This is a genomic window from Tepidimonas fonticaldi (genome assembly GCF_007556755.1).
GTDB lineage: Bacteria > Pseudomonadota > Gammaproteobacteria > Burkholderiales > Burkholderiaceae_C > Tepidimonas > Tepidimonas fonticaldi.
The window spans coordinates 126,468-142,672 of sequence record NZ_VJOO01000001.1; the positions used below are offsets into that span (position 1 = coordinate 126,468).

At 67.7% G+C, this 16,205-nt stretch carries 15 protein-coding genes; 3 read left to right on the top strand and 12 right to left on the bottom strand.

Translation table 11 applies throughout. The features are described from left to right. Position 1: 1 nt before the first annotated feature. The 10 genes from fdx to uvrB form a co-directional block, all read right to left on the bottom strand. Positions 2–340 carry an ISC system 2Fe-2S type ferredoxin gene (gene fdx, locus Tfont_RS00565; protein ID WP_068609677.1) on the bottom strand — a complete coding sequence of 113 codons (339 nt, stop codon included), beginning with the start codon at positions 338–340 and terminating at the stop codon, positions 2–4. Beyond that, positions 341–2,236: a Fe-S protein assembly chaperone HscA gene (gene hscA, locus Tfont_RS00570; protein WP_143968053.1), complete on the bottom strand. Its 1,896-nt coding sequence runs from the start codon at positions 2,234–2,236 to the stop codon at positions 341–343. A gap of 18 nt (positions 2,237–2,254) precedes the next feature. Beyond that, on the bottom strand, positions 2,255–2,779 hold the full coding sequence (gene hscB / locus Tfont_RS00575) for a Fe-S protein assembly co-chaperone HscB (RefSeq protein WP_143968054.1): 525 nt from the start codon (positions 2,777–2,779) through the stop codon (positions 2,255–2,257). Next, positions 2,772–3,095, bottom strand: a complete 324-nt coding sequence (gene iscA / locus Tfont_RS00580) for an iron-sulfur cluster assembly protein IscA (RefSeq protein ID WP_143968055.1) — start codon at positions 3,093–3,095, stop codon at positions 2,772–2,774. The genes hscB and iscA overlap by 8 nt, the downstream gene beginning before the upstream one ends. Before the next feature lie 41 nt (positions 3,096–3,136). Further along, the gene (gene iscU / locus Tfont_RS00585; RefSeq protein ID WP_068609683.1) at positions 3,137–3,529 is read right to left on the bottom strand and encodes a Fe-S cluster assembly scaffold IscU; all 393 of its coding nucleotides are present in this window, start codon (positions 3,527–3,529) and stop codon (positions 3,137–3,139) included. Positions 3,530–3,560: 31 nt separating this feature from the next. Beyond that, entirely contained in the window at positions 3,561–4,781 is a 1,221-nt protein-coding gene (locus Tfont_RS00590; RefSeq protein ID WP_068609684.1) for an IscS subfamily cysteine desulfurase, read from the bottom strand. 31 nt (positions 4,782–4,812) lie between these two features. Beyond that, positions 4,813–5,343 carry a Fe-S cluster assembly transcriptional regulator IscR gene (iscR, locus tag Tfont_RS00595; RefSeq protein WP_068609686.1) on the bottom strand — a complete coding sequence of 177 codons (531 nt, stop codon included), beginning with the start codon at positions 5,341–5,343 and terminating at the stop codon, positions 4,813–4,815. 103 nt (positions 5,344–5,446) lie between these two features. Further along, positions 5,447–7,393 (bottom strand): sensor histidine kinase, encoded by a 1,947-nt coding sequence (locus Tfont_RS00600; protein ID WP_143968056.1) that lies wholly within the window; start codon positions 7,391–7,393, stop codon positions 5,447–5,449. Beyond that, complete coding sequence (locus Tfont_RS00605; protein ID WP_185974440.1) at positions 7,390–8,055, bottom strand: LuxR C-terminal-related transcriptional regulator; 666 nt, start codon at positions 8,053–8,055, stop codon at positions 7,390–7,392. Before Tfont_RS00605 ends, Tfont_RS00600 begins: the two co-directional genes overlap by 4 nt. Before the next feature lie 61 nt (positions 8,056–8,116). Then, complete coding sequence (gene uvrB / locus Tfont_RS00610) at positions 8,117–10,219, bottom strand: excinuclease ABC subunit UvrB (protein ID WP_143968058.1); 2,103 nt, start codon at positions 10,217–10,219, stop codon at positions 8,117–8,119. Positions 10,220–10,286: 67 nt separating this feature from the next. On the opposite strand from uvrB, the gene Tfont_RS00615 reads away from it, so the two are divergent. From Tfont_RS00615 to rsxB, 3 genes are all read left to right on the top strand, one after another. Then, entirely contained in the window at positions 10,287–11,483 is a 1,197-nt protein-coding gene (locus Tfont_RS00615; protein ID WP_143968059.1) for an amino acid aminotransferase, read from the top strand. Positions 11,484–11,589: 106 nt separating this feature from the next. After that, entirely contained in the window at positions 11,590–12,975 is a 1,386-nt protein-coding gene (locus Tfont_RS00620) for a polyhydroxyalkanoate depolymerase (RefSeq protein ID WP_143968060.1), read from the top strand. Next, positions 12,972–13,655, top strand: a complete 684-nt coding sequence (rsxB, locus tag Tfont_RS00625) for an electron transport complex subunit RsxB (RefSeq protein WP_143968061.1) — start codon at positions 12,972–12,974, stop codon at positions 13,653–13,655. The genes Tfont_RS00620 and rsxB overlap by 4 nt, the downstream gene beginning before the upstream one ends. Here rsxB and Tfont_RS00630 read toward each other — a convergent pair. Together Tfont_RS00630 and accC are read right to left on the bottom strand one after the other, a co-directional pair. Further along, on the bottom strand, positions 13,652–14,155 hold the full coding sequence (locus Tfont_RS00630) for a VOC family protein (protein WP_143968062.1): 504 nt from the start codon (positions 14,153–14,155) through the stop codon (positions 13,652–13,654). The two genes, rsxB and Tfont_RS00630, sit on opposite strands and share 4 nt — an antisense overlap. Next, entirely contained in the window at positions 14,152–16,203 is a 2,052-nt protein-coding gene (gene accC, locus Tfont_RS00635) for an acetyl-CoA carboxylase biotin carboxylase subunit (protein WP_068609702.1), read from the bottom strand. Before accC ends, Tfont_RS00630 begins: the two co-directional genes overlap by 4 nt. Positions 16,204–16,205 lie beyond the last annotated feature (2 nt).

The following is a 16,205-nucleotide window of genomic DNA, read 5'->3' on the forward strand; positions in this document are numbered from 1 at the left end:
GTCAATGCCGTTCGCGGGCGTGGTTGATGGAGTAGCGCGGAATCTCGACCGTGACGTCGCGCGTGCCCAGCCGCGCCTGACAACTGAGCCGCGACTGGGGCTCCAATCCCCAGGCTTTGTCGAGCATGTCCTCCTCCTCCTCCGTCGCTTCGTTGAGCGATTCGAAACCCTGGCGCACGATGACGTGGCAGGTGGTGCAGGCGCAGCTCATTTCGCAGGCGTGCTCGATTTCGATGTCGTTGTCGAGCAGCGCTTCACACAGGCTGGTGCCGGTGGGGGCGTGCAGGGTCGCGCCCTGCGGGCAGTACTCGGGGTGGGGCAAAACGGTGATCGTGGGCATTCAGAGATTCTCCACGTGCCGGCCCGCCAGGGCCTGCGCGATGCTGCGGTTCATGCGGCGGGCGGCAAAGTCCTCGGTGCCTTTGGCCAGGGCGTCGGTCGCGGCATCGATGGCCGCGGCATCCGATCCGGCACGCGCGGATTCGACGGCCGCCATCAGGGCATGCACCGCTGCGTGTTCGTCGTCGGTGAGCAGGTCGCCGTCGGCGGCCAGGGCACTGCGGGTGGCCTCCAGCATCCGGTCGGCCTCGACACGCGCCTCGATCAGGGCGCGGGCCTGCATGTCCTGCTCGGCCGTGGCAAAGCCGTCCTGCAGCATGCGGGCGATCTGCTCGTCCGTCAGGCCGTAGGATGGTTTGACATCGATGTGGGCTTCGACACCGGTGCTTTGCTCGCGGGCACTGACGGTCAACAGGCCGTCGGCATCCACGGTGAAGGTGACGCGGATGCGTGCGGCCCCGGCCGCCATGGGCGGGATGCCCCGCAGCTCGAAGCGCGCCAGGCTGCGGCAATCCTGCGCCAGGTCGCGTTCGCCCTGCACGACGTGCAGCGCCAGCGCCGTCTGGCCGTCCCGGTAGGTGGTGAAGTCCTGCGCGCGGGCGGTGGGGATGGCCGTGTTGCGCGGCACGATGCGCTCGACCAGCCCGCCCATGGTTTCGATCCCCAGCGACAACGGAATGACGTCGAGCAGCAGCAACTCGCCATTGGCGTCGTTGCCCGCCAGCTGGTTGGCCTGGATGGCCGCGCCGATGGCGACCACTTCGTCGGGGTTGAGGTTGATCAATGGCTCGCGGCCGAACGCCTGGGCGATGGCCCGCCGGATCACCGGCATGCGCGTCGAGCCGCCGACCAGGACGATGCCTTGCACCTCGTCGGCGGCGACGCGCGCATCGCGCAGCACCCGGCGCACGACTGCCAGGGTGCGGTCGGTCAGCGGGCGGGTCACGGCCTCGAACGCCGCCGGCGACACCGAGACCGGTACGGGCCCGGCGGCGGTGGGCACTTGCAGCGTCACCGCTTGGTCGTTGGCGCAGTCGCTCAGCGCCTCTTTGGCCCGCCGGGCCTCGGCCAGCAAAGCAGCCCGCTCCGATGCGGACAGCGCCGCCACCTGGGCCCCGGCCGCCACACGGTCCAGCGCCCAATCGGCCAGGGCACGGTCATAGTCGTCGCCCCCCAGGGCGGAGTCGCCGCTCGTGGCCACGACCTCGAACACGCCGCGCGTCAGGCGCAGCAGGGAGACGTCGAAGGTGCCGCCGCCGAGGTCATACACGAGGTAGAGCCCTTCGGCGCCGTTGTCCAGCCCGTAGGCGATGGCCGCCGCCGTCGGCTCGTTGAGCAGCCGCAACACGTTGATGCCGGCCAGACGCGCCGCGTCCTTGGTGGCTTGCCGCTGGGCATCGTCGAAATAGGCCGGCACGGTGATGACCGCGCCATACAGGTCGGCATCGAACGTGTCCTCGGCCCGCTGGCGCAGGGTGGCAAGGATTTCGGCGCTGACTTCGACCGGGGTCTTGTCCCCCGCCACGGTGCGCACCACGACCCCGCCCGGCCCCTCGGCCACCTGATAGGGCAGCCGCGCGGCCACTCCTTGCGCCTGAATGTCCTCCAGCGAGCGCCCCATGAGCCGCTTCACCGAGCTGATGGTGTTGGCGGGGTCGTTCACCTGGGCGGCCAGCGCCTCGTAGCCGATCTGCCGCGACGGCCGGCTGCCCTCGGGCAAATAGCGCACCACGCTGGGCAGAATCACCCGGCCCTGCGCGTCGGGCAGGCATTCGGCCACGCCGTGGCGCACGGCAGCGACCAGCGAATGGGTCGTGCCCAGGTCGATGCCGACGGCGATGCGCCGCTGGTGCGGGTCGGGCGAGGCGCCCGGCTCGGAAATCTGGAGTAATGCCATGGATTCGGAAAAGGTTGTTCAGCCGTCGAGGCGCGCATGCAAGGTGTCGGCAAACCGCTCGATGAACATCAGCGCGCGCACCTGGGCCACCGCCGCCTGGGGGTCGGCACGGACGTCGATTGCATCGGCCAGGGCGTCCAGCCGTTCGCGCCGCTCGGCCTCGACGGCCTGCAGCAGCGCCTCGACGTCCTCGGGCGTGCGGGCCTCGTCCAGGGCCTCGCGCCACTGCATCTGCTGCAGCAGGAAGTCCGCGGGCATGGCGGTGTTGGACTCCGCCTCGATCGGCACGCCCTGCAGCTCGCACCAGTAAGCGGCGCGGCGCAGCGGGTCGCGCAGACGCTGGTAGGCCTCATTGATCCGCACCGACCACTGCATGGCGATGCGCTGCGCCGCCGCCCCCTGGTGGGCAAATCGGTCGGGGTGCGCCAGCCGCTGCAGCTGCTTCCAGCGCGCATCCAGCGCGGCGCGGTCGAGGCGGAACCGACGCGGGACGCCGAACAGCGCGAAATCGTCGTCTTGCAACGACGCAACGTCCTCAGACACGGAACGACTCGCCACAGCCACAGCGGTCCCGCTCGTTCGGGTTGTTGAATTTGAAGCCTTCGTTGAGCCCGTCGCGCACGAAGTCCAGTTCGGTGCCGTCGACGTAGGGCAGGCTCTTGGGATCGACCAGCACCTTGACGCCGTGGGCCTCGAACACCACGTCCTCCGGCGCCACGTCGTCGGCGTACTCCAGCTTGTACGCCAGTCCCGAGCAACCGGTGGTTTTGACGCCCAGACGCACGCCTACCCCTTTGCCCCGGCGGGCCAGGTATTTGGTGACGTGCCGGGCGGCGGCTTCGGTGATGGTGACGGCCATGGGGAGATCGAACGAACTGCGGGGTCTCGGGGGCGGTCGGCTCAGGCCGTCGCCGTGTGCTTCTTCTTGTAGTCCTCGACGGCCGCCTTGATGGCGTCCTCGGCGAGGATCGAACAGTGTATCTTGACCGGCGGCAGCGCCAGTTCCTCCGCGATCTGGCTGTTCTTGATCTGCGCCGCCTCGTCCAGCGTCTTGCCCTTGACCCACTCCGTCACCAGCGAGCTGGACGCGATGGCCGAGCCGCAGCCGTAGGTCTTGAAGCGAGCGTCCTCGATGACGCCGGTGGCGGGGTTGACCTTGATCTGCAGCTTCATGACGTCGCCGCAGGCCGGCGCGCCAACCATGCCCGTGCCGACGTTCTCGTCGCCCTTGTCGAAGCTGCCGACGTTGCGCGGGTTTTCGTAGTGGTCGATGACCTTGTCGCTGTATGCCATGGTGCGTACTCCTGGTGTGTGGGGCGTGGCGTCAGTGCGCCGCCCACTGGATGCTGTTGAGGTCGATGCCGTCTTTGTACATTTCCCACAGCGGGGAGAGTTCGCGCAGTTTTTCGACGTTGGCCTTGATGGCGGCAATCGCGTAGTCCACCTGCTCCTCGGTGGTCCAGCGGCCGATCGTCATGCGCAGGCTGCTGTGGGCCAGCTCGTCGCTGCGGCCCAGCGCGCGCAGCACATAGCTGGGCTCCAGGCTGGCGGAGGTGCAGGCCGAGCCGCTGGAAACCGCCACGCCCTTGATGCCCATGATGAGCGACTCGCCCTCGACGAAGTTGAAGCTCATGTTCAGGTTGTGCGGCACGCGCCGGGTGGGGTGGCCGTTGACGAAAGACTGCTCGATCTGGCTCAGCCCGGCGAGCAGCCGGTCGTGCAGGCGTTGGATGCGCGGCAACTCGGTGGCCATTTCGGCCTTGGCGATGGCGAACGCCTCGCCCATGCCGACGCACTGGTGCGTGGCGAGCGTTCCGGAGCGCAGGCCGCGCTCGTGGCCGCCGCCGTGCATCTGGGCCTCCAGCCGCACGCGGGGCTTGCGCCGCACGTACAGCGCACCGATGCCCTTGGGGCCGTAGGTCTTGTGCGAGGCCAGGCTCATCAGATCCACGGGCAGCGTGGCCAGGTCGATGGGCAGTTTGCCAGTGGCCTGCGCCGCATCGACGTGGAAGATGACACCCTTTTCGCGGCAGATGCGGCCGATCGCATCGATGTCCTGGATGACGCCGATTTCGTTGTTGACGAACATGACGCTGGCCAGAATCGTGTCCGGCCGGATGGCGTCACGAAAGGCGTCCAGATTCAGCAGACCGTCCTGGTCCACGTCCAGGTAGGTGACCTCGAAGCCTTCGCGCTCCAGGTGGCGGCAGGTGTCCAGCACGGCCTTGTGCTCGGTCTTGACCGTGATGATGTGCCGGCCTTTGCCCTGGTAGAAGTGGGCGGCCCCCTTGAGCGCGAGGTTGTTGGACTCGGTCGCGCCGCTGGTCCAGACGATCTCGCGCGGATCCGCGCCGATCAGATCGGCGACTTGCTCGCGGGCGGTTTCGACGGCTTTTTCCGCCTCCCAGCCCCAGGCGTGGCTGCGCGAGGCCGGGTTGCCGAAATGCTCGTACAGCCAGGGCACCATCTTGTCGACCACGCGCGGATCGACGGGCGTGGTGGCGCTGTAGTCCATGTAGACGGGGAAGTGGGAGGTACTGCTCATCGAGGGCTCCTGGGGATCGGGTGGGGTGGCGTCACTTGGCGGCGGCCGCGAGCGCAAACACCGAATTGGGGGCGTTGACGCGGATGGGCTGCACCACCGGCGTTGGCGAAATGGCGCGTTTGATGGACGGCGGCGGCTCGACCGCCACGCCCTTGGCCAACTGATCGTCCACCAGTTTTTGCAGGGTCACGGAGCGCAGAAACTCCACCATCCGCTCGTTGAGCTCGGTCCACAGGTCGTGGGTCATGCAGCGCTGCCCATCGCCGTGGCAGTTTTCCTTGCCGCCGCATTGGGTGGCGTCGATGGGCTCGTCCACGGATAGGATGATGTCCGCCACGGTGATGTCGGAGGCGCGCCGGCCGAGGGTGTACCCACCGCCCGGGCCGCGCGTGGACTCGACCAACTGATGCCGGCGCAGGCGGCCGAACAACTGCTCCAGGTAGGACAGCGAAATGTGCTGGCGCTGGCTGATGGCCGCCAGGGTGACGGGACCGCTGGCTTGGCGCAACGCCAGATCGATCATCGCCGTGACGGCGAAGCGGCCTTTGGTGGTCAGGCGCATGGCAGACTCCTGGTGGACCCCGACGAGGCGCGGGGAGGCTTTGATTCCCGACTGTTTCGGTCGAGTATACCAAAAGTCGAACGTTTTTGTCGGGTATGCGGCCTCAAGCGCCGCGTCGCAGCCAATCGCTGTCGGATTCTGGCGTCGGGCCGTGGACGGGGAACACCAGTTCGACCCCCGTCCCGGGATGGGCGTCGTAGAAGCGCACCTCGGCGCCGATCTTGGCCGCCCGCGTCAGCACGTTGCGCAGCCCGCGGCCTTCGGTTTGGCGGGCCTGTGGCGGCGGCATGCCAACCCCGTCGTCCTCGATCGACAGAACGATGTGGTCATCGCCCAGCCAAGTGCTGACGATGATACGGCGCGCACGCGCGTGTTTGACGACGTTGGCAAGGATCTCCTGCAGGCAGCGAAACAGATGCATGACGCCGCGCGAGTCCAGCGCCTCGATGGGGGGGACATCCTGCACCTCCCAGCGCAGTTCGATGCCAGCGGCTTCGAGAGCCGGCCCAAGTCGACGGCGAAGCGTGCCGAGAATGGCGGGCAAATCCCCTTCCATCGGCTCGAAAGAGTCGAGCGTCAGCCGCAGCTCGTCCAGGGCTTGGGCGAGCATGGCCTCGATCGGGCCGCGATCCAACACGGCGCCGGCGCTGCGGACCATGTTGAGGGTTTGCACCAACTGGCTGCCCAGGCCGTCGTGCATGTCGCGCATCAGACGGCGGCGTTCCTCCTCGGCCACGCGCTGTCGTTCGGCCAACTGCAGACGCTGGAAAGCTGTACGCAGTTCGGCTTCGCGTTGCGCGACCGTCTGCGCCAGCGTGTCGTTGAGCCGGTGTACCGCGCGCGCCCATTCGGTGGCCCGATCGACCAGCACCCAACCCATGGTCAACATGAGCGCTGAGCCGCCGATCGATGTCCACCGAAGGTCGGCATCGCCGGGAAAGTTGAGCTGAACCACCAAAAAATCCCGCACCGCGGTGATCAGGGTGAACGTCGCCACCACGACGACCAGTCGGTGCTCGTCGGAAAATTGACGGCGGCGCAGGTTGTCGAAGACGGCCCATGCCAAGCTGATGCCGGCCAGGGTGGCCATGGCGCCCGCCCAAACGCGGTACAGCGAATAGTCCTGTAATAACAAAATCCAGAGCATCCAGAACGGCGCGATGGCGATGAGCGCCGAGGCCGCCATCCGCACCCAGCGCAGCCGGCGGCCGAACAGCTCTTCCACCGTCAGGATGAAAAACCCCGCGTAGACGCTGAAGGACACGCGGTGGATGAAAAAATAGGTGTCGTACGGCAGCGGCAGGTCCGGCACGACCGACAACACCATCCGGACCGCGTGGGCCAAGGACGCAATGCCACCCAGCAAAAACAGGCGCTCGCGCAACGAGCGCCACATGACGAGGGCCAGAACGCCCACCAGCAGCGACACCATGGCCATCATCCAGGTGCCAGTCACCTGCCAAAAGTGCAGGGTCTGATAGCGCGGAATCAACTGGTCCGCGTCGCCGATGTGCACGGGCCACAGACCGCTGCGCTCCAGCACCTGGGCCTGTACCTGGATCGTCAGCTCGTTGTCGGGCGCCCGCTCGGCCAGCAGGCGCTCCGGCAGCAACACCAGGTGCGGAAACCAGGTCGCGTTGACCGTGCGGTCCGGGGGCGCCTCCCATCCAAAGCGGTAGATCTCCTCCCCATTGAGGAGCACCCGCATGCCCATCCCCACCCGGGGGATCAGCAGCGCCAGCCGCCGCGGCGACGGCGCCAGTTCACCGAGCGCCTGCGGCCACGGCAGGACATAGTCGACGCGATCCCACCACGCCGGCCCTTCGTCGTCCAGCACATGGGGCAGCGACACGGCGCGCGCGGGCGTCCGGGGATCGAGCGGCAGGGACGCCGTGGCGCGTTGCAGATCGAACACGCCCGGCATGGGCGCGGGCAGCGATACGCGGTACAGGATCGCCAGCAACACCAGCAGCACCCCGCCCACCCACAGCCAGACGCGCTCGCTGCGTTGGCTGCGCGGGCGCGGTGGCAGGTCGATGGGGGGACTCACAGCAGGCCCCGCGCTTGCGCGGCACGGACCACCTGCACGCGGGTGCGCACCGCCAGCTTGCGGTACAGATTTTTGATGTGGGTGCTGACCGTCGCCACACCGATGTTCAATCGCTGGGCGATTTCTTTGTTGACATAGCCTTGCGCCACGAGGCGCAGGACGTCGGTTTCCCGCTCCGAGAGCACCGGCGCGCGACCGTCCGGTCCGCCCCAGGCGTCTGCATCCGACTCGGCCGCGCGAAACTGCTTGAGCAGCATGCGCGCCAGCAGCGGAGAAATCGGCGCGCCCCCTTCGCGGATCTGCTCGATCGCCTCGATCAGCTCGCGCTCGGTACAACCCTTGAGCACATAGCCCGTGGCGCCGCGCTGCAGGGCGCGGATCAGTCGGGATTCGTCGCCGAACACGGTAAAGACCAGCAGCTCGGCGTCGGGCTTGGCGTTGGCCAGCAGCCGCAGCATGTCTTCGCCGCAGCCGTCGGGCAAGCCCAAGTCGACCAGGAAAACGTCGGCCAGGCTGTTGGGCGCCATGACTTCGGCATGGGCAACGGTGTCGGAATGCCCGACGAGGCGCCATTCGGGCCGGTGCCTCAGTGCCCCTTCGACGAAGCGCAGGATGGACCGGTCGTCCTCGATGAGGTAGAGCCGCACGATGTCGGATGACATGGGCGTTATTGTGGCGAAACCATCCGCCGCTGACCCTCCCCCAAACGGGGGAGGCCGCGCGTCACAGCGCGCCCTCTCCGCCATGCGCCCCCAGCACCCGGTCCTTGAGGCGGGCAAGCTGGTCGCGCACACGCGCCGCGGCCTCGAACTCCAGGTTGCGCGCATGCTCGAGCATCTGCTTTTCCAGCCGCTTGATCTCGCGCGCCAGGTCTTTCTCGTCCATCTCCTCGACCCAGGCGGCGGCTTCGCGCGCCTCGGCTTGGCGCTGCGCCTCCTCGGCCGCCTTGTCGCTGACGACGCCGTCGATCAGGTCCTTGATGCGCTTGGTCACCCCGCGCGGTGTCACGCCGTGGGCGGCGTTGTGTGCGAGCTGTTTGGCCCGGCGGCGCTCCGTCTCGTCGATGGCGCGGCGCATGGAGTCGGTGATGGTGTCCGCGTACAGAATGGCCATGCCGTGGAGGTTGCGAGCGGCGCGGCCGATGGTCTGGATCAGGCTGCGCTCGGCACGCAAAAAGCCCTCCTTGTCCGCGTCCAGGATGGCCACCAGCGACACCTCGGGAATGTCCAGCCCCTCGCGCAGCAGATTGATGCCCACCAGCACATCGAAGGCCCCCAGGCGCAGGTCGCGGATGATCTCGACCCGCTCGACCGTGTCCACGTCGGAGTGCAGATAGCGCACGCGCACGCCGTTTTCGGTCAGGTAGTCGGTGAGTTGTTCGGCCATGCGCTTGGTCAGCGTGGTCACCAGCACGCGCTCGTCGCGCTCCACGCGCAGGCGGATCTCCTGCAGCACATCGTCCACCTGGTGGGTGGCGGGCCGCACCTCCACCACCGGATCGACGAGGCCGGTGGGGCGCACCACCTGCTCCACCACTTGGGAGGAGCGGCGCAGCTCGTACTCCCCCGGCGTGGCCGAGACGAAGATCACCTGCCGCATGCGCTGCTCGAATTCCTCGAACTTCAGCGGCCGGTTGTCCAGCGCGCTCGGCAGGCGAAAGCCGTACTCCACCAGCGTGGTCTTGCGCGCCCGGTCGCCGTTGTACATGCCGCCCAGCTGGCCGATCATCACGTGGCTTTCGTCCAGGAACATCAGCGCGTCGCGCGGCAGGTAGTCGGTGAGCGTGCTGGGGGGCTCGCCGGGCGCGGCCCCGGACAGGTGGCGCGTGTAGTTTTCGATGCCCTTGCAGTGCCCCACCTCGACCAGCATCTCCAGGTCGAAGCGGGTGCGCTGCTCCAGCCGCTGGGCCTCGAGCAGCTTGCCCATGCCGACCAGTTCCTTCAGCCGCGCGTCCAGCTCCTGCTTGATGCCCTCCACCGCCTGCAGCACCTGCTCGCGCGGGGTCACATAGTGGCTGCTGGGGTAGATGGTGAAGCGCGGCAGCTTGTGCCGGATGCGCCCGGTCAGCGGGTCGAACAGGGCCAGCGACTCCACCTCGTCGTCGAAGAGCTCGATGCGCACCGCCAGCTCGGAATGCTCGGCGGGGAAGACGTCGATGGTGTCGCCGCGCACGCGGAACTTGCCGCGCACGAACTCCTGCTCGTTGCGCTGGTACTGCATGCGCACCAGTTGCGCGATGATGTCGCGCTGCCCCAGCCGATCGCCGGTGCGCAGCGTCAGGATCATGCGGTGGTAGTTCTCGGGCTTGCCGATGCCGTAAATGGCACTGACGGTGGCGACGATGACGACGTCGCGCCGCTCCAGCAGGCTTTTGGTGCAGGACAGGCGCATCTGCTCGATGTGCTCGTTGATCGCGCTGTCTTTCTCGATGTACAGATCCCGCTGCGGCACGTAGGCCTCGGGCTGGTAGTAGTCGTAATAGCTGACAAAGTATTCGACCGCGTTCTTGGGAAAGAACTCGCGGAACTCGCTGTAGAGCTGCGCCGCGAGCGTCTTGTTGGGGGCGAACACGATGGCCGGCCGCCCCAGCCGAGCGATCACATTGGCCATCGTGAACGTTTTGCCCGATCCGGTCACGCCCAGCAGCGTCTGAAAGGCCTCGCCGTCCTGCACGCCCTCGACCAGCCGTGCGATCGCCTCCGGCTGGTCGCCGGCCGGCGGATAGGGCTGATACAGCTCGAACGGCGAGCCGGGAAAGGTCACGAACGCCCCAGGGGTGGCATGGCCGTCCTGGGGGGCGGTGGGGACGATCGTCTCGGTGGTCATGGCGGCGGGCCGCGGGCAGGCCCCGGGTAAAATTTCGGATTATCCAACCGCCCCCGAAGGACTGCACATGTCGCTTTTCTCCGCTGTCGAAATGGCCCCCCGCGATCCCATCCTGGGCCTGAACGAACAGTTTGCCGCGGACACCCGCCCCAACAAGGTCAACCTGGGCGTCGGCGTTTACTACGACGACAACGGCAAGCTGCCACTGCTGCAATGCGTGCAGGCGGCCGAGCAGCGCCTGATGGAAAAGCCCGCCCCGCGCGGCTACCTGCCGATCGACGGCATCGCGGCCTACGACAACGCGGTCAAGGCACTGGTGTTTGGCGCCGACAGCGACGTGGTACGCAGCGGCCGCGTGGCCACGGTGCAGGCGCTGGGCGGCACGGGCGGCCTCAAAATTGGCGCCGACTTCCTGAAGAAGCTCACTCCGGCCGCCAAGGTGCTGATCAGCGACCCGAGCTGGGAGAACCACCGGGCCCTGTTTGCCAACGCCGGCTTCGCGGTGGACACCTACACCTATTACGACGCGGCCAAGCGCGGCGTGAACCTGGACGGCATGCTGGCCAGCCTGCGCGCGGCCGATGCGGGCACCATCGTCGTGCTGCACGCCTGCTGCCACAACCCCACCGGCTACGACCTGACGCCCGAGCAGTGGGACGCCGTCGTGGCCGTGGTGCGCGAGCGCAGCCTGGTGCCTTTCCTCGACATGGCCTACCAGGGCTTCGGCCACGGCATCGCCGAGGACGGGGCGGCGGTGGGCAAGTTCGTGGCCGCGGGGCTGGACGTGTTCGTCTCCACATCCTTCTCCAAGAGCTTCAGCCTGTATGGTGAGCGCGTCGGCGCGCTGTCCGTGGTGTGCGCCAGCAAGGACGAGGCCGACCGCGTGCTGTCGCAGCTCAAGATTGTGGTTCGCACCAACTACTCCAACCCGCCGACGCATGGCGCGGCCGTGGTGGCCATGGTGCTGAACACGCCCGAGCTGCGCGCGCTGTGGGAGCAGGAACTGGGCGACATGCGCACCCGCATCAAGGCCATGCGCCAGCGGCTGGTGGACGGATTGGCGGCCGCCGGCGTGCGGCAGGACATGTCCTTCATCACCCAGCAGATCGGCATGTTCAGCTACTCGGGGCTGACCAAAGACCAGATGGTGCGCCTGCGCACCGAGTTCGGCGTCTACGGCACCGACACGGGCCGCATGTGCGTGGCCGCCCTCAACAGCCGCAACATCGACTACGTCTGCCAGTCGATCGCGGCTGTCCTCTGATCCCCATGGCTGTCCCCGAGGCGACGGCGCCTCGGGGTTGGGCCGCATGGCGTCCCGGGCGACTTCCTGTTATATTTGCTGCACTGCAACATAACCGACCGACGCCATGCTGTATCACCTGTACGAGGCCCAACGGGCGTTGATGGAGCCGTTCTCCGACTTCGCGCTGGTGACGGCCAAGCTGTTTGCCAACCCCTCGTCGCCCTTGGCACAAACGCCGTTTTCGCAGCGCGTGGCGGCCGCCTACGACCTGCTGCACCGCTTGGGCAAGGACTACGAGAAGCCCGAGTTTGGCATCCGCAGCGTGGACATCGGCGGGGTGCATGTCGCCATCCACGAGCGGGTGGAGATCGACAAACCCTTCTGTGAGTTGCGCCGCTTCAAGCGCTACTCGGACGATCCCCAGACGCTGCTGCGCCTGAAGGAGCAGCCGGTGGTGCTGATCGTGGCGCCGCTGTCGGGGCACTACGCGACGCTGCTGCGCGACACCGTGCGCACCATGCTGCGTGACCACAAGGTCTACATCACCGACTGGAAAAACGCCCGCACCGTCCCGCTCGCCGAGGGGGATTTCCACCTCGACGACTACGTCAATTATGTGCAGGAGTTCATCCGCTATCTGCAGCGGCAGTATGGCAACTGCCACGTGATGAGCGTGTGCCAGCCCACGGTGCCGGTGCTGGCGGCCGTGTCGTTGATGGCCAGCCGTGGCGAGAAAACGCCGCTGTCCATGACCATGATGGGCGGCCCGATCGACGCGCGCCGCTCGCCGACGGCGGTCAACAACCTGGCCGTGCAGCGCAGCTACGAGTGGTTCGAAAACAACGTGATCTACCGCGTGCCGGCGGGCTTCCCCGGCGAAGGGCGGCGCGTTTATCCGGGCTTTTTGCAGCATGCCGGCTTCATCGCGATGAACCCGGACCGCCATGTCAACAGCCACTACGACTACTTCCTGCAACTGATCAAGGGCGACAACGAGAGCGCCGAGGCGCACCGCCAGTTCTACGACGAGTACAACGCGGTGCTGGACATGGACGCGAACTACTACCTGGAGACCATCCGCACGGTGTTCCAGGAGTTCAAGCTGGTGCACGGCACCTGGGACGTGCGCGCACCCGATGGCACGCTGGAGCGGGTGCGCCCGCAGGACATCCGGAACACGGGGCTGCTGACGGTCGAAGGCGAGCTGGACGACATCTCCGGCAGCGGGCAGACGCGCGCGGCGCATGACCTGTGCACGGGCATCGAGTCCCGCGATCAGCGTCATTTCGAAGTCGCGGGGGCCGGCCATTACGGCATCTTCAGCGGGCGGCGCTGGCGCGAGAAGGTCTACCCCGTGGTGCGGGACTTCATCCTGGCGCACCAACCGCCGGCGGGTGGCGCCGATGTGGCCGCTGCCCAGGCCGAGGCCGATTTGATGGCGTCTGCCATCCGCCGGGACGAGCCGGCGCCGACGCGCGGCCGCCGCCGCAAGACCGAACCGGGGGCATGAGCGCGGGCGACGCAAACGCCAGCGCCCCGACGCTGGCCGACCGCATCGATGCCGCCCTGCCGCAGACGCAGTGCACGCGCTGCGGCTATCCGGATTGCCGCCACTATGCCGAGGCGATTGCCCGCGGCGAAGCGGACATCGACCAATGCCCGCCGGGGGGCGAAGAAGGCGTGCGGCGGCTGGCGGCGCTGACCGGCCGTGCGCCCAAACCCCTGAACCCCGCCCACGGGACCGAAGGCCCGATGGGCGTCGCCGTCATCGACGAGACCTGGTGCATCGGCTGCACCCTGTGCATCAAGGCCTGCCCGACCGACGCCATCGTCGGTGCGCACAAGCGCATGCACACGGTGATCGAGCCCTACTGCACGGGCTGCGAGCTGTGCATCCCGGCGTGCCCGGTGGACTGCATTGCGATGGTCCCCATCAGCGGCGACCGGTGCGGCTGGGCCGCGTGGTCGCCCCAACAGGCCGAGCAGGCCCGCACCCGTTATCAAGCCCGGCTCGCCCGCCTGGCCCGTGAGGCCGACGAGCAGGCCGAGCGTCGCCTGCACAAGGCCGAGGCCAAGCTGGCCGACCTGCCGGCCCACTCCAAGCACACCGACCCAGCCGTTCTCGACCGCAAGCGCGCCCTGATCGAGGCGGCCATCGCCAAGGCGCGCGCGGCCCGCGCCGCGTCTTAGTCGAGCGCCCCTGCCACCGACGGGCCGGCCGCCAGCGCGCGAAAGGCCTGGATGACCTCGGGCGGGGCTTGCACCAGCTCGATCAACACGCCCTCCCCGCCCACGGGAAACTCATCGTTGCCCTTGGGGTGGATGAAGCAGATGTCAAAGCCGGCGGCGCCCCGGCGGATGCCGCCGGGCGCAAAGCGCACGCCTTGGCCGCTCAACCATTCGACGGCGCGCGGCAGATCGTCCACCCACAGGCCGACGTGATTCAGCGGGGTGGCGTGGACCGCGGGTTTTTTCTCTGGATCCAGCGGCTGCATCAGGTCCACCTCGACCTTGAACGGACCGCTTCCGGTGGCGCAGATGTCCTCGTCCACGTTCTCGCGCTCGCTGACGAAGGTGCCGGTCACTTCCAGCCCGAACAGGTCCACCCACAGGCGGCGCAACCGGGCCTTGTCCGGCCCGCCGATGGCGATTTGCTGGATGCCCAGCACCTGAAAGGGGCGCACGCTCACTTTTCGAACTCCACGATGGGCTGATCCACCACGAGCGACTCGCCCTTGCTGGCCAGCACCTTGGCCACGACGCCGTCGGCCGCGGCAAACAGCACGTTCTCCATCTTCATGGCCTCGATGACGGCGACGCGTTCGCCGGCTTGTACCCTCTGGCCGGGCTGGACGGCCACATCGACCAGCAGCCCTGGCATGGGCGAGAGCACATAGCGGCTCATGTCCGGCGGCGCCTTGAAGGGCATCAGCCGGTGCAGCTCCGCCATGCGGGGCGACACCACCAGGCACTCCAGCTTGGTGCCGTTGTGCTGCACGACCAGGGCCAGCGGATTGCGGGCGCTGCCGCGTTCGATCTGCGCGGTGAAGGGCTGGCCGTTGACCTCGCCGGTGATGACGATGTCGTTCAGGCGCGAGGGCGAGCTGATCTTGTAGCGCTTGTCCCCCACCAGCACCGAGGCGTAGCCGGTCTCGCCCACGAACTCGTCCACATGGACCGGGATGTGGCGGTGCTGGCCGTCGTTGGACAGGCGGATGACGGTGTAGTCCTTGCCGACCTTGACGCCATAGCCGGGGAGCTGGCCGCTGATCGCGGCCGCCCGCTCACGGCTCTTGCGGCGCACGAAGGCGGCCAGCGCGACCAGGAAATCCTCGTCGTCGTGCGGCACGTCCTCGGAGCGGAAACCGCCGCCGTAGTGCTGGGCGATGAAGCCGGTGTTGAAGCGCCCGGCGACGAACTCCGGGTGCGCCAGCAGCGCGGCCTGGAAGGGGATGTTGCTGTTGATGCCGCGAATGACGAAGCCGTTGAGCGCCTCGCGCATCTTGGCAATCGCGTCCAGGCGGTCCTTGCCGTGCACGATGAGCTTGGCGATCATCGAGTCGTAGTACATCGGGATCTCGCCGCCTTCGAACACCCCGGTGTCCACCCGCACGCCGTAGCGGTGCGCGGTATCCGCCTGCCACATGGTCTCGGTCGGCGGCTTGAAGTGCACCAACCGGCCCGTGGAGGGCAAGAAGTTGCGGAACGGGTCCTCGGCGTTGATGCGGCACTCGATGGCCCAGCCTTCGCGCTTGACGTCGGCCTGCGTCAGCGGCAACGGCTCGCCGGCGGCGACGCGGATCATCAGCTCCACCAGATCCAGCCCGGTGATGCACTCGGTCACCGGGTGCTCCACCTGCAGGCGGGTGTTCATCTCCAGGAAGTAAAAGCTCTGGTCCTTGCCGACCACGAACTCCACCGTGCCGGCACTCTGGTACTTCACCGCCTTGGCCAGCGCCACCGCCTGCTCGCCCATGGCTTTGCGGGTGGCGTCGCTGATGAAGGGGCTGGGCGCCTCCTCGATCACCTTTTGGTGGCGGCGCTGGATGGAGCACTCGCGCTCGTTCAGGTAGATCACGTTGCCGTGCGCGTCGCCCAGCACCTGGATCTCGATGTGGCGCGGCTCCTCGACGAACTTCTCGATGAAGACGCGGTCGTCGCCGAAGCTGTTGCGCGCCTCGTTGCGGCAGGAGGTGAAGCCCTCCAGCGCCTCCTTGTCGTTGAAAGCCACGCGCAGGCCCTTGCCGCCGCCGCCGGCGCTCGCCTTGATCATCACGGGGTAGCCGATGCCGCGCGCGATCTCCACCGCCTGCTCGGCCGACTCGATCGGGTCGTTCCAGCCCGGGATGGTGTTGACGCCAGCCTCCTTGGCGAGCTTCTTGGAGGCGATCTTGTCGCCCATGGCCGCGATGCTGTAGTGCTTCGGCCCGATGAAGACGAGGCCCTCCTCCTCGACGCGGCGGGCGAAGTCCTCGTTTTCGGACAGGAAGCCGTAGCCGGGGTGGATGGCCTCGGCGCCGGTGGACTTGGCCGCGGCGATGATCTTGTCGGCCACCAGATAGCTCTCGCGGCTGGGCGCCGGGCCGATGCAGACGGCCTCGTCGGCCAGGCGGACGTGGCGCGCCTCGCGGTCGGCCTCGGAATAGACGGCCACGGTGGCGATGCCCATCTTGCGGGCGGTGGCGATGACGCGGCAGGCGATTTCGCCGCGGTTGGCAATCAGGATTTTCTTGAACATGG